A 14982-nucleotide genomic window follows, 5' to 3' on the forward strand; every position below is an offset into this window, starting at 1 on the left:
GGACGAAAGCGTGATCACAAGAATCTTCTTCGCTGCTATTGCCTCCCGCCAGCGTCATGTTCGACGCTTCCGGCATGACTTCCGTGGACACCGCAGCCGTACACGCCGGGCGCGCCGACCTCGCCGGGCTCGGCGTCCACGTCCCGCCGATCGACCTGTCCACCACGAACCCGCTGCCCTCGGTGGCGGGCGGTGGTGACGACTACGAGACGCTCGCCACCGGCGGCACCCTCCCGGCCGGCGGCAGCGCCGTCTACCAGCGCCTCTGGAATCCCACCGTGGCCCGGTTCGAGACCGCGCTCGCCCAGCTCGAAGGCACCGCCGAAGCCGTCGCGTTCGCCAGCGGCATGGCCGCGCTCACCGCCACCCTCCTCGCCGCCACCCGCGACGGCAACCGCCACGTCGTCGCCGTCCGCCCCCTCTACGGCGGCACCGATCACGTCCTCGCCACCGGCCTGCTCGGCACCGAGGTCACCTGGGCCACCCCCGCCGACGTGGCCGCCGCGATCCGCCCCGACACCGCGCTGGTGCTGGTCGAGACGCCGGCCAACCCCAGCCTCGACCTGGTCGACATCGCCGCGCTCGCCCGCGCCGCCGGTGACGTCCCGCTGCTGGTCGACAACACCGTCGCCACCCCGGTGCTCCAGCAGCCCGCCCGCCACGGCGCCGCGCTCGTGCTGCACAGCGCCACCAAGAGCATCGGCGGCCACGGCGACGTCCTCGCCGGCGTCGTCGCCTGCGGACCCGAGTGGGCCGCACGGCTCCGCCAGGTCCGCGCCGTCACCGGCGCCGTCCTGCACCCGCTCGGCGCGTACCTGCTGCACCGCGGCATCCAGACCCTCCCGCTGCGCGTCCGCGCCCAGCAGGCCGGCGCGGAGAAGCTCGCCGCCTGGCTCGCCGGGCACCCCGCCGTCGAGCGCGTCCACCACCCGTCGCTGCACGACCCGGCCGGGCTGGTCGGCCGGCAGATGTCCGGCACCGGCAGCCTGCTGGCCTTCGAGGTACGCGGCGGCGCGTCCGCCGCGGCCGAGGTCGCCGGCGCCTGCGAACTGATCACGCATGCGGTGTCGCTCGGTGGTGTCGACACGCTGATCCAGCACCCGGCCTCGCTCACCCACCGGCCGGTCGAGGGCGAAGCCAAGCCCGCCGGCGGGCTGCTGCGCGTCTCGGTCGGCCTGGAGGACCCGGAGGATCTGCGGGCGGATCTCGCGCGGGCGCTGTCGCGGATCTGACGGCGGCCGGCCGCCCGCGTCCGCGGCGTCGGCCAGTCACGACTTCGGGCCGACGTGCTGGTCGAGGGCGGCGACGGCGTCCCGGCGCGCCACGGACAGGGAGTTTCGGCGGTTCATCCGCCAGGCGATGCCGAGCCGGTCGAGTGCCTGCTGGCACAGGCCCATGATGTCGGCCGACTCGTTGACGAACATGTAGCGCGGATAGACGTACTTCTTGCCGTGCACGGTCACCCGGTTGCTGACCCGGCAGCCGTCGGAATGGAACAGGCCGCGTAGGAAGTCGCCGGGGTGTGCCTGGATGATGGGCCGCTGCCAGTCGGCCAGGACGATCGGGCGCTCGTGCTTCTTGCCCGGCCCGTGCTGGGGGAGCAGGCACGGCCAGTGCATTCCGTAGCTCTGCACGGCGACGCACCCGCGCTTCTGCACCCGCTGCACCGACGTGGCCAGGACCGCACGCATCGCGTCCTCGCAGGCGGCGATCAGGTTCGGCCAGGCGTCGGCGCAGAAAACGCGCAGCACCGGCACCCGGCCGACGACGAGGTGACCGTCGCCGAGGTAGAGGCCGAGAAGGTAGGCGTACTGCGCCGGATCTGGCGGATTGTCGACACCTTCCCGGCAGCGGAAACACCGCTCCGCCGTGCTCCGCTGCCTCGGCTCGGGGTGCTCCTTGCACCAGTGCCGGACGGTCGCATAGGACAACCCGACGGCGCGGGCGGCCTCGGCGACCGTCGCTCCGGCGAGGTGCAGGCTTCGTGCGCGGGCGCGTATCTCGGGTGGATGCACCAGGCGATTTTCGAACGCCTGTATGACAATCTGTGCCCCCGGTGGGATTCGAACCCACACTGTCGATCTTTTGAGAATCGCGCCTCTGCCGGTTGGGCTACAGGGGCTTCTGTAGTTCGGCTCCAACAGGTTACCTACTAGGCTAGGGGCGGCGACACCCGGCAGGGCGGGTGTCGGGCTCGAACCGGTGGGAGTGGCTCGTGGGCGAGATGCAGGCGGACGCCGAGCGCAAGCGCGTTCTGATCGCCGAGGACGAGGCGCTCATCCGGCTGGACCTGGCCGAGATGCTCGTCGAAGAGGGCTACGAGGTGGTCGGTGAGGCCGGTGACGGCGAGACCGCCGTCAAGCTCGCCGAGGAGCTCAAGCCGGATCTGGTCATCCTCGACATCAAGATGCCGATCATGGACGGGCTGGCCGCCGCCGAGCGGATCGCCGCCGCGCGCATCGCCCCGGTGATCATCCTGACCGCGTTCAGCCAGCGTGACCTGGTGGAGCGGGCGCGGGCGGCGGGCGCGATGGCGTACCTGGTCAAGCCGTTCCAGAAGAGCGACCTGGTGCCGGCCGTGGAGATCGCGCTGTCCCGCTACTCGGAGATCGCCGCGCTGGAGTCGGAGGTCGCCGGCCTCACCGACCGGCTGGAGATCCGCAAGACCGTCGAGCGCGCCAAGGGCGCGCTGATGACCACGTACGGCATGACCGAGCCGCAGGCGTTCAAGTGGATCCAGCGGACCGCGATGGACCACCGGATGACCATGAAGGAGGTCGCCGAGCGGATCCTCGCCGAGACCGCCGGCGGCGAGGTGGAGATGCCCGCGTCCTGACCTCCCCGGAAGGCCTCCGATCGATAGGATCGGATCCATGCCTTCCGCGCGCGTCCGGCCGGTCCTCGCTGCCGCCGCGCTGCTCCTGACAGCCTGCCACGCCACCCCGCGACCGCTGCCCGAGCCCGTGCGCCCGCGGTGGCAGCCCGTGGAGCTGGTCCTTCCCGCCGGCGCCGCGGGGCGCGCGGTGCCACGCGACGTCGCGCGGTGTGCCGGCCGGTGGTACGTGGTGGGCGGGCTGGTCGATCCGGCGGGGGAGACCCGGCCGGCGGCGTGGTCCAGTTCGGACGGCGTGACCTGGTCACCGATTCCGGTGCGCGGGCAGACGTTCTACGGCCGCCGGCACGTGCTCTACGCGATGGCGTGCCGCGACGACGGGATGGCCGCGCTGGGCGCGAAGACCGGTGGCGTGCACGGCAATCCGCGTACCGGAACGTGGGTGTGGCGGCCGGGCGGGCCGTTGCGGGAGGTGCCGGCGGCGTTCGAGTTGTTCGGCGGCCCGCGTGCGGTGAGCGCGTCGCGGCTGGCGGCGGGGCCGGGCGGTTGGCTGGTCGCCGGTGTCCGTGCGGACGGCGCGGCGGTGTGGACGTCGCCGGACGCCGAGGGGTTCGCCCTGCGTGAGGGGGTCGCGGAGCTGGCCGGCGACGGCCGGGGCCGGACGGCGGCGTACGACGCGACAGCGGTGGGGTCGGGCTGGCTGGTGGTGGGGTCGTTGTTGCCGCCCGGCGGGACGGCCCGGACGCCGCTGGCGTGGTTCTCGGCGGACGGCCGGGTGTGGCGGCGGGTGGCCCTGCCGGTGCCGGCGGGGGCGGGCGGGGCGGCGGAGCGGGTGGCTTCGGCCGACGGCGGGCCGGTGGTCCTCGGTCCGGTGGGGGACCGCTTCGCGGTGTGGCGGGCGTGCGACGACTGCGGTTCGCGCTCCGCCGGGTCGGCGGGTGTGGAGCAGGGGTGGCGGCGGGTCGGCGGGTTCGGCGCGTCGGGTCCCGGGGTGTCGTCGGTGGACGCGCTCGCGGCGTCGGGTGGGCGGCTGGTCGCGGTGACCGGTGACGGGGCTGAGCGACGGCTCTGGATGTCGCGTGACGGGGGCGCGTCGTGGCTTCCGGTGATCACGCCGGTGCCGGTGCCGGACGGGGGCGACGCCGCGCTGTCGGTGGCCGTAGGCGATGACAGGCTCCTTGTGGTCGTCGATGACGGAAAATCGTCCCGTGCCTGGTGGGGGGCGTTGCCAGTCGTCGATCGGTAGCGGGTGAACCGATATTGACTCATTACCGATGAATAGTCGGTGAAAGCCTTGCCGCGCCTACGGTTCTTACGGGGATCGGCTTGAAACCGCCACGGCGTGTAACGGTTCGGTCAACCCCGCTTTCCAGGTCTTACGCCACCGCCCACGGTGGGATAACGTCCCGGCCCAGACCGGCGACGACGGTCTTGGTTCGTCCACCCCGCAAGGGCCAATCAGCGGCAGGTGGTTCGGATCATGGACGGAGGAGGGTTCGGGACTTGAGGCAGAAGCTCGCACGCGTGATCGGCGGGGTCGCCATGCTGGCGCTCGTCGCCGGTGGCACCGCTTGTTCCAGCGGCAGCGACGATGAGGGTTCCGGGGGCAGCGCCTGCGGGAGCAAGATCGCTTTCTTCGGCGCGCTGACCGGTAGCTCGGCCGCGCTGGGCATCAATGAGAAGAACGGCGTGAAGGTGGCCGTCGACAAGTACAACAAGGAGAACCCGGACTGCAAGGTCGAGCTCGCCGAGCTCGACTCGCAGGGCAGCCCGGACCAGGCGCCCGGTCTGGCCCAGAAGGCGATCGACGACTCCAAGATCCTCGGCGTCGTCGGCCCGGCCTACTCGGGCGAGTCCGAGGCCGCGGGCCCGCTGTTCAACGAGGCCGGTCTGGTCACCATCACCCCCTCCGCGACCCGCCCCAGCCTTGCCGAGCAGGGCTGGAAGACGTTCTTCCGCGCGGTCGGCAACGACCTGAGCCAGGGCCCCGGCGCCGGTAACTACATCAAGAACGTGATGAAGGCCGACCGGGTCTACGTCATCGACGACCAGTCCGCGTACGGCGCCGGCCTGGCCGACGAGGTCAAGAAGGTTCTCGGCGCCTCGGTCGTGGGCAGCGACAAGGTCCAGGGCGAGGGCAAGCAGACCGAGTTCTCCGGCGTGGTCACCAAGGTCAAGGCCGCCAACGTCAAGGCGATCTTCTACGGCGGCTACTACCAGGAGGCCGGCCTGATCCGCAAGCAGCTCACCGCTGCCGGCGTCACCGCCCCGCTGGTCGCCGGTGACGGCGTGAACGACGGCGCGTACATCACCTCCGCCGGTGCCGCCGCCGCCGAGGGCACCATCCTGACCTGCCCCTGCGCTCCGTCCACCGAGGCGCGCGGCACCTTCATCGCCGACTACAAGGCGCTCAACGGCACCGACCCGGGCACCTACAGCGACACCGCCTACGACGCGGCGACCATCCTGCTGGCGGGCATCAAGGCCGGCAAGAGCACCCGCGCCGACCTGCTGGAGTTCGTGAAGGGCTACAGCGGCGAGGGCGTCGCCGCCACCTACAAGTTCGTCGAGGGCGGCGAGCTCGACCCGGCGCAGGTCAAGGTCTGGGCGTTCAAGGTGCAGGGCGGCAAGGTCGTCCCGGACCAGGAGATCCCCAAGTCCTGAGCGTTCGATCGCTGGACTGGCGATTGAGTAGTGATCGCGGGTGCGGCCGGGAGCTGGCTCCCGGCCGCACCCTCTTTTTCTCTTGAGCGACGGAGCGTCCCTCCCTTGGACTTCGACGGATTGTTCTCCAACTTCGGGGAACTCACCACGACCGGCTTGACGCAGGGCGCCATCTACGCCCTGGTCGCGCTCGGCTACACGCTTGTGTACGGCGTGCTAAGGCTCATCAACTTCGCCCACTCCGAGGTCTTCATCGCCGGCGCGTTCGCCGCGATCTGGACCTGGAACGGATTCGGGCTCGACCAGAACTCGCAGGTCAGTGGCCTCGGCTCGATCCTGTTCTACCTGCTGGTGGCGATGATCGTGGCGGCCATCGCCTCGGCGGGCACCGCGACGGTGATCGAACGGGTGGCGTACCGGCCGCTGCGCAAGCGCAACGCGCCGCCGCTGGCGTTCCTCATCACCGCCATCGGCGCCTCGATCGCCATCTCCGAGGCGTTCGGCGTCTACACCCGGCGCCGTCCGGAGGGCGCGCCGATCCTGGTCAGCTCGGAGCCGCTGTTCCACATCGCCGGGGTGCCGATCGACGCGGTGCAGCTGCTCACGGTCGGCTCCGCCCTGGTGATGATGTTCGCGCTGGACCAGTTCATCAACCGCAGCCGTACCGGCCGCGGCATCCGCGCGGTGGCCCAGGACGCCAACACGGCGGCCCTGATGGGCGTCAACAAGGACCGCATCATCCTGATGGTCTTCATCGCCGGTGGCACCATGGCCGGCGTCGCGGGCCTGCTCTACGACGTGCGGATCCAGACGCTGACCTACAGCGTCGGCTTCCTGCTGGGCCTCAAGGCGTTCACCGCGGCGGTGCTCGGCGGTATCGGCAACCTGCGCGGCGCGCTCGTCGGCGGTCTTCTGCTCGGCGTCGTGGAGAACTACGCCGCGGGCCTGTTCGGCAGTCAGTGGAAGGACTTCGCCGCGTTCGCGGTGCTGGTCGTGCTGCTGATGTTCCGGCCGACCGGTCTGCTCGGCGAATCACTGGGGAGGGCACGCGCATGACGACCACCATCGACCCGCCGGAGCGGCGGGAGACGGCGGCGGACAAGCTGCGGCAGGGCCGGCACGCGATCTCGGAGCGCTGGCACCACGCGCCGCGCTGGGTGCGCTGGGTGCTGCTGGTCGCGGTCATCGCGTTCTTCTACGCGCTGCCGAACAAGGAGTTCTACCAGTACCTCGGGCCGATCCCGACGCCCGGCGCGAACTTCACCCAGGTGATGTTCACGGTCTCGATCTACGTGCTGCTGGCGGTCGGGCTGAACATCGTGGTCGGCTTCGCCGGCCTGCTCGACCTCGGCTACTTCGGCTTCTTCGCCGTCGGTGCGTACACCGTGGCGGTGCTGACCTCGCCGAGCAGCGACCTCAAGACGCTGTGGCCGTGGCTGGCGGTGGTGCCGATCGCGATCGGCCTGACCATGGTCTCCGGCGTCATGCTCGGCACACCGACGCTGCGCCTGCGCGGTGACTACCTGGCGCTGGTGACGCTCGGCTTCGCCGAGATGATCCGGATCGCGGCGGTCAGCTCGGAGTTCCTCAAGGGACAGCGCGGCTTCAACCAGATCCCGCACCCGCCCGGCGAGTACGCCGACGGCCGGCCGTGGTTCGGCGTGCTCGACGCCCGCCCGTACTACTGGCTGGTGCTCACGCTGATCATCCTGGTGGTGATCGGGGTGCGGAACCTGACCCACAGCCGGGTCGGCCGGGCCTGGATCTCGATCCGCGAGGACGAGGACGCGGCCCAGCTCATGGGCGTGCCGACGTTCAAGTTCAAGCTGTGGGCGTTCGCCTCCGGCGCGGCCATCGCCGGCCTGGCCGGGGCGCTGTTCGCCGGTAAGCAGAACTTCGTCAACTCGCAGAACTTCGAGCTGCTCAACTCGATCATCATCCTGGCCGCTGTCATCTTCGGCGGCTCGGGCAACATCGTCGGCGCGATCGTCGGCGGCGGCCTGGTGGCGTACATGATCGAGCGGTTCCGTGGCATCGAGCTGTTCGGCATCGAGCTGTACGAGTACCGGTTCCTCTTCTTCGGCCTGGTGCTCGTGGTGATGATGATCTTCCGGCCGCAGGGCCTGATCCCGAACCGGCGACGAGCGGCGGAGTTCAAGGACCGCCGCAAGGAGGTGATCGTCGGTGAGTGACACCGAGCAGAACCCGAAGGTTCCGGTCCAGGCGGCGGCCCCCGCCGTCGAGACGGTGAGCGAGCGGGAGCCGTTGCTGGAGGTCGACCACGTCACGCTGCGCTTCGGCGGCGTGGTGGCCCTCAACGACGTGGACTTCACCCTCTACAAGGGTGAGATCCTCGGTCTGATCGGCCCGAACGGTGCCGGCAAGACCACCTGCTTCAACGCGATGACCGGCATCTACCAGCCCACCGAGGGGCAGATCCGGTTCCTGGGCCAGAAGATCAGTGGCAAGAAGCGCCACCAGATCACCCGGATGGGCATGGCCCGTACGTTCCAGAACATCCGTCTCTTCCCGGAGATGACCGCGCTGGAGAACGTCCAGGTCGGCGCGGACGCGCACCACAAGACCAGCGTGATCTCCGCCCTGCTGCGCCTGCCGCGGCACTGGAAGGAGGAGCGCGAGGGCCGGGAGAAGGCCGAGCGCCTGCTGGAGTTCGTCGGCATCCGCAACCGGATGCACGAGTTCGCCCGCAACCTGTCCTACGGCGAGCAGCGGCGGTTGGAGATCGCCCGCGCGCTGGCCACCGATCCGAAACTGCTCTGCCTGGACGAGCCGGCCGCCGGCTTCAACCCGGCGGAGAAGGAGGAACTGCTCCAGCTCATCCGGCAGATCCGGGACCAGGGCGTGACGGTGCTGCTGATCGAGCACGACATGCGCCTGGTGATGGGCGTGACCGACCGGATCGTGGTCCTGGAGTTCGGAAAGAAGATCGCCGAAGGGCTGCCCGCCGAGGTGCGGGACAACCCGAAGGTGGTCGCGGCGTACCTGGGGGTGCCGGACGATGCTGCTTGAGATCGAGGACGTGAGCCTGCTCTACGGGCGGATCCAGGCGCTGCACGGCATCAGCCTGACCGTGGACGAGGGGGAGATCGTCGCGCTGATCGGCGCGAACGGCGCCGGCAAGTCCACCACCATGCGGGCGATCTCCGGCATCCGGCCGGTCGCCTCCGGCCGGATCAAGTTCGCCGGCGAGGACATCACCAAGCTCCGCGCCGACCTCCGGGTCCGGCGCGGGCTGTGCCAGGCGCCCGAGGGCCGGGGCATCTTCCCCGGCATGTCGGTGCTGGAGAACCTCGACATGGGCGCGTACACCCGGCGCGACAAGGCCGGCATCGCGCAGGACCTGGCCCGGGTGCTGGAGCTGTTTCCGCGGCTGGCCGAGCGGCGTAAGCAGGCCGGCGGCACGCTCTCCGGCGGCGAGCAGCAGATGCTCGCGGTCGGCCGGGCGCTGATGAGCCGGCCGAAGCTGCTGCTGCTCGACGAGCCGTCGATGGGTCTCGCGCCGATGCTGATCCAGCAGATCTTCACGATCATCACGGAGATCAACCAGCAGGGCACCACCATCCTGCTGGTGGAGCAGAACGCCCAGCAGGCGCTGGCGCGCGCCCACCGGGCGTACGTGCTGGAGACCGGCCGGATCGTCAAGAGCGGTTCCGGCGCGGACCTGCTGCACGACCCCTCGGTCAAAGAGGCCTACCTCGGCGTGGCCTGACCGACCGACCCCTCGCAATAAGGAGTACAGCCATGTTCCACCCCAACCCCGGACGGCGGGCGGCGCTCGGCGTCGCCGGTGCGGCCGTCCTGCTGCTCTCCCTCGCCGCGTGCGGCGAGAAGGAGAACTCGGCCGAGCCGGGCGACGGCCCGTCGGTGTCCGCCTCGGCCGACTCCACCCTCGCCGCGAAGGTGCCGGACGCCATCAAGGCCGACGGCGTGATCAAGGTCGGCACCGACTCGACGTACGCCCCGGCCGAGTTCCTCGACGCCGACGGCAAGACCGTGGTCGGCTTCGACGTGGAGCTGTTCAACGCGGTGGCCCAGAAGCTCGGCCTCAAGGCCGAGTACGAGTCGGCGCCGTTCGACGCGATCCTGCCCGGTGTGGGTTCGGGCAAGTACGAGGTCGGCGTCTCGTCGTTCACCATCAACCCCGACCGTCTCAAGACGGTCAACATGGTGAGCTACTACTCGGCGGGCACCCAGTGGGCGACCAAGAAGGGCAACCCGGCCGGGGTCGACCCGGAGAACGCCTGCGGCAAGAAGATCGCCGTGCAGGTCGGCACCGTCCAGCTCGACGACATCACCGCCCGGTCGAAGAAGTGCACCGACGCCGGCAAGCCGGCCATCAAGATCGACCAGTACCAGGCGCAGAGCGACGCCACCGCCGCCGTGGGCAGCGGCAAGAACGACGCCATGCTGGCCGACTCCCCGGTCGGCGCGTACGCGGTGAAGCAGAGCAACGACCAGCTTGAGGTGCTCGGCGACATCTACGAGTCGGCGCCGTACGGCTACGCGGTGAAAAAGGACCAGCAGGCGTTCGCCGAGGTGCTCAAGGAGGCCGTGCAGGCGGTCATCGCCGACGGCAGCTACAAGGCGGCGCTCAGCAAGTGGGGTGTCGAGGGCGGCGCGATCACCAACGCCGAACTGAACCCGTCGGTCTGACCATGTCGGCCGACACATCCGGACGGGCACGGCCAGAACCGATCAAGGCCGTGCCCGTGCGGCACCCCGGGCGCTGGGCCGGTGTGGCGGTCATCGCCGTGCTGGTCGCGATGTTCGTGCACATGCTGGTCACGAACTCCGCGTTCCAGTGGTCGTTCATGGTGGACGAGATGTTCCGCCCGCCGATCATCGAAGGGCTGCGCGGCACCATCCTGCTGCTGATCACGTCGATGGTGATCGGCATCGGCCTGGGCATCGTCATCGCGATCATGCGGCTGTCGCCCAACCCGGTGCTGCGGAGCGTGGCCTGGGTCTACACCTGGTTCTTCCGGGCGGTGCCCCGGCTGGTGCTGGCGATCCTCTTCGGCAACCTCGGCATCCTCTGGTCGCGGCTGGAGTTCGGTCTGCCGTTCGATCGGCAGATCGGCGCCCTGTTCGGGTTGCACGACTTCGAGGCCCGGCTGTTCGGGTTCAGCGCGGTGGACATCCTGACCGGCTTCGTCGCCGGCATGCTGGCGCTGGGTCTGTCCGAGGCCGCGTACATGGCCGAGATCGTCCGGGCCGGCATCCAGTCGGTGGACGAGGGGCAGACCGAGGCGGCTCAGGCGCTGGGCATGAGCCGGGCGCAGATCCTGCGGCGGATCGTGTTGCCGCAGGCGATGCGGGTGATCATTCCGCCGACCGGGAACGAGACCATCGCGATGCTCAAGGACACCTCGCTGGTGGCCTTCGTGCCGGTGTCGATGGAGCTGTTCTTCCAGCTCAAGGCCGTCGGTTCCCGGACCTTCCAACCCTTCCCGATGTACGTCGCCGCGACGCTGTGGTACCTGCTCCTGACCAGCGTCCTGCTGGTGGGGCAGTACTACCTGGAGCGGCACTACTCCAAGGGCGTCGGACGCAGTACGCGGGCTCGGCAGCGGCTGCGCGGGCTCGCCGCCGAGAGTGGCAGCACGACGAGTGGGACGGCGCAATGACGGACATGACCGCTTCCCCGCAGGTGTCGGGGGCCGAGTCCGGGCTGATGGTGCGGGCCGAGCAGGTGCACAAGTCGTTCGGGCCGCTGGAGGTGCTCAAGGGCATCGACCTGGAGGTCCGCTCCGGCGAGGTGTGCTGCCTGCTCGGGCCCTCCGGCTCCGGCAAGTCGACGTTCCTGCGCTGCATCAACCACCTGGAGAAGATCGACGCCGGCCGGATCCGGGTGGACGGCGACCTGATCGGCTACCGGGAGCGCGGCGGCAAGCTGTACGAGATGCGGGACAGGGACGTGGCAGCGCAGCGCCGCGCCATCGGCATGGTGTTCCAGCGGTTCAACCTGTTCCCGCACATGACGGTGCTGCAGAACGTCATGGAGGCCCCGGTGCTGCTGCGCCAGGCCAAGAAGGCGCAGGCCCGGGAGCACGCCGCGCAGCTGCTGGACCGGGTCGGGCTGGGCGACAAGCTCGGCGCGTACCCCGGTCAGCTCTCCGGTGGCCAGCAGCAGCGGGTGGCCATCGCCCGGGCGCTGGCCATGCGGCCGAAGCTGATGCTGTTCGACGAGCCGACCAGCGCGCTCGACCCGGAGCTGGTGGGCGAGGTGCTGGACACGATGAAGGACCTGGCCCGCGACGGCATGACGATGATCGTGGTGACCCACGAGATCGGCTTCGCCCGGGAGGTCGGCGACCACCTCGTGTTCATGGACGGTGGCGTGGTGGTCGAGCAGGGCGACCCGCGCGAGGTGATCTCGGCGCCGCAGCACGAGCGGACCAAGGCGTTCCTGGCCAAGGTTCTCTGACCTCGGCCTCCGGTGCGGCGCGCGCCGCACCGGAGGCCGGAGTTGTCGGGCGTACGGACTAGAGTCGCTGCCGTGACAGCTACGACGCCGCGCCTGCTCCTCGTCGACGGACACTCCCTGGCATACCGGGCTTTCTTCGCCCTGCCTGTGGAGAACTTCTCCACCACCACGGGGCAGCCGACAAACGCCGTCTACGGCTTCACCTCCATGCTGATCAACGTGCTGCGCGACGAGCAGCCGACGCACATCGTGGTGGCGTTCGACGTCTCCCGCCGCTCCTTCCGCACGGACAAGTACGCCGAGTACAAGGCCGGCCGCAGCGAGACCCCCACCGACTTCAAGGGCCAGGTCAGCCTGGTCAAGGAGGTCCTCGCCGCGCTGCGGGTGCCGGTGGTCGAGCGGGAGGGCTACGAGGCCGACGACGTCATCGCCACGCTCGCCTTCCAGGCCCGCGATCAGGGCATGGACGTGCTGATCACCACCGGCGACCGGGACGCGTTCCAGCTCGTCGGCGAGCGGGTCACTGTGCTCTACCCGCGTAAGGGCGTCTCCGACCTGGCCCGGATGGATCCGGCCGCGGTCGAGGCGAAGTACGGCGTCACCCCGGACCGCTACCGCGACCTGGCCGCGCTGGTCGGCGAGACCAGCGACAACCTGCCGGGCGTACCGGGTGTCGGCCCGAAGACCGCGGCCAAGTGGATCAACCTGTACGGCGGCGTCGAGGGCGTGGTGGCCCGCGCCGACGAGATCAAGGGCAAGGCCGGCGACAGCCTGCGCGAGCGGCTGGCCGACGTGATCCGCAACTACGAGATCAACTGCCTGGTCTCCGACCTTGAGCTGCCGGTCCGCCCCGAGGACGCCCGCTGGCAGGGCTGGGACCGCGAAGCCGTGCACCAGGTCTTCGACACGCTCCAGTTCCGCATCCTGCGCGACCGGCTCTACCAATACCTGGAGGCTGTCGAGCCGGAGGCCGAGGCGGGCTTCGATCTGGCCGGCGAGGTGCTCACCGAGCCGGGCGCGCTCGTCGGCTGGCTCGACACGCACGCCCCGGCGGGCGCCCCGGTGGGCCTGGCGGTCACGCTCGACACCGGCCCCAACCGCCGGCACACCGCCACGGTGACCGCGATGGCGCTGGCCACCGCCGCCGGCGCGGGCGCCTGGTTCGACCCGAGCGCCCTGGGCGCCGGTGACGAGGCCGCGCTGGCCGGGTGGCTCGCCGACGCCGAGCGCCCGAAGGTGCTGCACGACAGCAAACCGGCGGTGCTGGCGTTCGCCGCGCACGGCTGGGAGCTGCAGGGCATCGCCCGCGACACCCAGATCGCCGCCTACCTGGCCCGCCCCGACCAGCGCTCCTACGACCTCACCGACCTGGCCCTGCGCTACCTGCACCGGGAGCTGCGCGTCGACGCGCCGGAAACCGGTCAGCTCACCCTCGACGGGCTCGGCGACGAGAGCGTGGCCGAGCAGAACCTCATGCTCCAGGCCCGCGCCACGCTCGACCTGGCCGACGCGATCGACGCCGAGCTGTCCCGCGACGGCGAGCAGTCGGCCCGGCTGATGGCCGGCGTGGAGCTGCCGCTGATGCGGGTGCTCGCCACCATGGAGCGCACCGGCATCGCCGCCGACACCGACTACCTCTCCGAGCTGGAGGCGCACTTCGCCGCCGAGGTGAAGGCCGCCGCCCAGGGCGCCTACGAGGTGGTCGGCCGCGAGTTCAACCTGGGGTCGCCGAAGCAGTTGCAGGAGATCCTCTTCACCGAGCTGGGCCTGCCCAAGACCAAGAAGATCAAGACCGGCTACACCACCGACGCCGACGCGCTGCAGTGGCTCTACGCCCAGACCGAGCACCCGCTGCTGCACCACCTGCTGCGCCACCGCGACGTCGCCAAGCTCAAGTCGACAGTCGACGGTCTGCTCAAGTCGGTCTCCGACGACGGCCGGATCCACACCACGTTCAACCAGACGGTGGCGGCGACCGGGCGGCTGTCCTCCACCGAGCCGAACCTGCAGAACATCCCGATCCGCACCGAGGAGGGGCGCCGGATCCGGCGTGCGTTCGTGGTCGGCGAGGGTTACGAGTGCCTGCTCACCGCCGACTACAGCCAGATCGAGATGCGGATCATGGCGCACCTGTCCTCGGACGACGCGCTGATCGAGGCGTTCAACTCCGGGCACGACTTCCACGCCGCCACCGCGTCCTCGGTCTTCACGGTCGAGGTCGGCGACGTGACCGCCGACCAGCGCCGCAAGATCAAGGCGATGAACTACGGCCTGGCGTACGGGCTCAGCGCGTTCGGCCTGTCCCAGCAGCTCGGCATCAGCGCCGAGGAGGCGCGCGGGCTGATGGAGAACTACTTCGCCGGGTTCGGCGGGGTCCGCGACTACCTCCAGGAGGTGGTGGCCCGCGCCCGCCAGGACGGCTACACCTCCACCATCCTGGGCCGTCGCCGCTACCTGCCCGACCTGGTCAGCGACAACCGGCAGCGCCGGGAGATGGCCGAGCGGATGGCGCTCAACGCCCCGATCCAGGGTTCGGCGGCCGACATCATCAAGGTCGCCATGCTGCACGTCGACAGCGCGCTGCGCGACGCCGGGCTGCGCTCCCGGATGCTGTTGCAGGTGCACGACGAGCTGGTCTTCGAGGTCGCGCCGGGCGAGCGGGAGGCGCTGGAGGCGTTGGTGCGCAAGGAGATGGGCGAGGCGTACCCGCTGTCGGTGCCGCTGGAGGTGTCGGTGGGCGAGGGCCGCGACTGGAACAGCGCCGACCACTAGTCGTTCTTGCCCGCGCCCGTCGCCATCCTTATAGTTGTCTATATTCATCGACTTCTAAGAGGTGGCGGCGATGGGCGTACGTCAGATGGTGAGCCGGGTGGCGGCAGCCGGTTTGTTGGCCGCCGTGGCGGCCCTCACGCCCGCCACGGCCGCGCAGGCGGCCCCGACCGGGTGCAGCGCCTGGAGCTTGAACGGCGCCGGACACGCGACCTGCACCGGCGGCACCGGCACCGTCTGGGTGAAGGTCACCTGCATAACCGTCGGG

14 protein-coding genes and 1 tRNA gene are annotated in these 14982 nt (G+C 70.3%); 12 read left to right on the plus strand and 3 right to left on the minus strand.

All coding sequences use genetic code 11. The features are described 5' to 3' along the window. The first annotated feature begins 56 nt into the window (after positions 1-56). On the plus strand, positions 57-1232 hold the full coding sequence (locus tag ACFYO8_RS15475; protein ID WP_354872781.1) for a PLP-dependent aspartate aminotransferase family protein: 1176 nt from the start codon (positions 57-59) through the stop codon (positions 1230-1232). A 36-nt stretch (positions 1233-1268) separates the two neighbouring features. Here ACFYO8_RS15475 and ACFYO8_RS15480 read toward each other — a convergent pair whose 3' ends face one another. Together ACFYO8_RS15480 and ACFYO8_RS15485 are read right to left on the minus strand one after the other, a co-directional pair. Next, positions 1269-2015 carry a transcriptional regulator gene (locus ACFYO8_RS15480; RefSeq protein ID WP_354872779.1) on the minus strand — a complete coding sequence of 249 codons (747 nt, stop codon included), beginning with the start codon at positions 2013-2015 and terminating at the stop codon, positions 1269-1271. A 33-nt stretch (positions 2016-2048) separates the two neighbouring features. Beyond that, positions 2049-2122: transfer RNA gene (locus ACFYO8_RS15485), tRNA-Leu, on the minus strand. A gap of 93 nt (positions 2123-2215) precedes the next feature. Between ACFYO8_RS15485 and ACFYO8_RS15490 the strand changes: the two genes are divergently transcribed. The 11 genes from ACFYO8_RS15490 (at position 2216) to polA (ending at position 14717) form a co-directional block, all read left to right on the plus strand. Continuing rightward, entirely contained in the window at positions 2216-2836 is a 621-nt protein-coding gene (locus ACFYO8_RS15490) for a response regulator (RefSeq protein WP_354872776.1), read from the plus strand. Positions 2837-2873: 37 nt separating this feature from the next. Then, positions 2874-4079, plus strand: coding sequence for a hypothetical protein (locus tag ACFYO8_RS15495; protein WP_354872774.1), 1206 nt, complete (start codon positions 2874-2876; stop codon positions 4077-4079). A 257-nt stretch (positions 4080-4336) separates the two neighbouring features. Beyond that, complete coding sequence (locus ACFYO8_RS15500) at positions 4337-5497, plus strand: branched-chain amino acid ABC transporter substrate-binding protein (RefSeq protein WP_354872771.1); 1161 nt, start codon at positions 4337-4339, stop codon at positions 5495-5497. A 105-nt stretch (positions 5498-5602) separates the two neighbouring features. Further along, complete coding sequence (locus ACFYO8_RS15505; RefSeq protein ID WP_354872769.1) at positions 5603-6553, plus strand: branched-chain amino acid ABC transporter permease; 951 nt, start codon at positions 5603-5605, stop codon at positions 6551-6553. Further along, on the plus strand, positions 6550-7689 hold the full coding sequence (locus ACFYO8_RS15510; protein WP_135241218.1) for a branched-chain amino acid ABC transporter permease: 1140 nt from the start codon (positions 6550-6552) through the stop codon (positions 7687-7689). Before ACFYO8_RS15505 ends, ACFYO8_RS15510 begins: the two co-directional genes overlap by 4 nt. After that, positions 7682-8527, plus strand: a complete 846-nt coding sequence (locus ACFYO8_RS15515; RefSeq protein ID WP_387188737.1) for an ABC transporter ATP-binding protein — start codon at positions 7682-7684, stop codon at positions 8525-8527. The genes ACFYO8_RS15510 and ACFYO8_RS15515 overlap by 8 nt, the downstream gene beginning before the upstream one ends. Beyond that, positions 8517-9227 carry an ABC transporter ATP-binding protein gene (locus ACFYO8_RS15520; protein ID WP_354872766.1) on the plus strand — a complete coding sequence of 237 codons (711 nt, stop codon included), beginning with the start codon at positions 8517-8519 and terminating at the stop codon, positions 9225-9227. Before ACFYO8_RS15515 ends, ACFYO8_RS15520 begins: the two co-directional genes overlap by 11 nt. Before the next feature lie 32 nt (positions 9228-9259). Then, a complete protein-coding gene (locus ACFYO8_RS15525; RefSeq protein ID WP_355095037.1) occupies positions 9260-10171 on the plus strand; it encodes an ABC transporter substrate-binding protein in 912 nt (303 codons plus the stop codon). Positions 10172-10173: 2 nt separating this feature from the next. Further along, positions 10174-11145, plus strand: a complete 972-nt coding sequence (locus ACFYO8_RS15530) for an amino acid ABC transporter permease (RefSeq protein WP_355095039.1) — start codon at positions 10174-10176, stop codon at positions 11143-11145. A gap of 5 nt (positions 11146-11150) precedes the next feature. Beyond that, the gene (locus tag ACFYO8_RS15535) at positions 11151-11945 is read left to right on the plus strand and encodes an amino acid ABC transporter ATP-binding protein (protein WP_355015106.1); all 795 of its coding nucleotides are present in this window, start codon (positions 11151-11153) and stop codon (positions 11943-11945) included. A 72-nt stretch (positions 11946-12017) separates the two neighbouring features. Beyond that, the gene (gene polA, locus ACFYO8_RS15540) at positions 12018-14717 is read left to right on the plus strand and encodes a DNA polymerase I (protein WP_355015105.1); all 2700 of its coding nucleotides are present in this window, start codon (positions 12018-12020) and stop codon (positions 14715-14717) included. Between the two features lie 81 nt (positions 14718-14798). Here the strand turns inward: polA and ACFYO8_RS15545 are convergent, their stop codons facing one another. Then, positions 14799-14966: a hypothetical protein gene (locus tag ACFYO8_RS15545; RefSeq protein WP_354872756.1), complete on the minus strand. Its 168-nt coding sequence runs from the start codon at positions 14964-14966 to the stop codon at positions 14799-14801. Positions 14967-14982 lie beyond the last annotated feature (16 nt).

Source organism: Micromonospora sp. NPDC005257, assembly GCF_042872445.1.
Lineage (GTDB): Bacteria > Actinomycetota > Actinomycetes > Mycobacteriales > Micromonosporaceae > Micromonospora.

Bases quoted from the DNA above. Each gene is read 5' to 3' on its own strand.
- ACFYO8_RS15475 (WP_354872781.1), top strand. From the start codon at position 57: ATGTTCGACGCTTCCGGCATGACTTCCGTGGACACCGCAGCCGTACAC.
- ACFYO8_RS15495 (WP_354872774.1), top strand. From the start codon at position 2,874: ATGCCTTCCGCGCGCGTCCGGCCGGTCCTCGCTGCCGCCGCGCTGCTC.
- ACFYO8_RS15510 (WP_135241218.1), top strand. From the start codon at position 6,550: ATGACGACCACCATCGACCCGCCGGAGCGGCGGGAGACGGCGGCGGAC.
- ACFYO8_RS15520 (WP_354872766.1), top strand. From the start codon at position 8,517: ATGCTGCTTGAGATCGAGGACGTGAGCCTGCTCTACGGGCGGATCCAG.
- ACFYO8_RS15525 (WP_355095037.1), top strand. From the start codon at position 9,260: ATGTTCCACCCCAACCCCGGACGGCGGGCGGCGCTCGGCGTCGCCGGT.
- ACFYO8_RS15530 (WP_355095039.1), top strand. From the start codon at position 10,174: ATGTCGGCCGACACATCCGGACGGGCACGGCCAGAACCGATCAAGGCC.
- ACFYO8_RS15535 (WP_355015106.1), top strand. From the start codon at position 11,151: ATGACCGCTTCCCCGCAGGTGTCGGGGGCCGAGTCCGGGCTGATGGTG.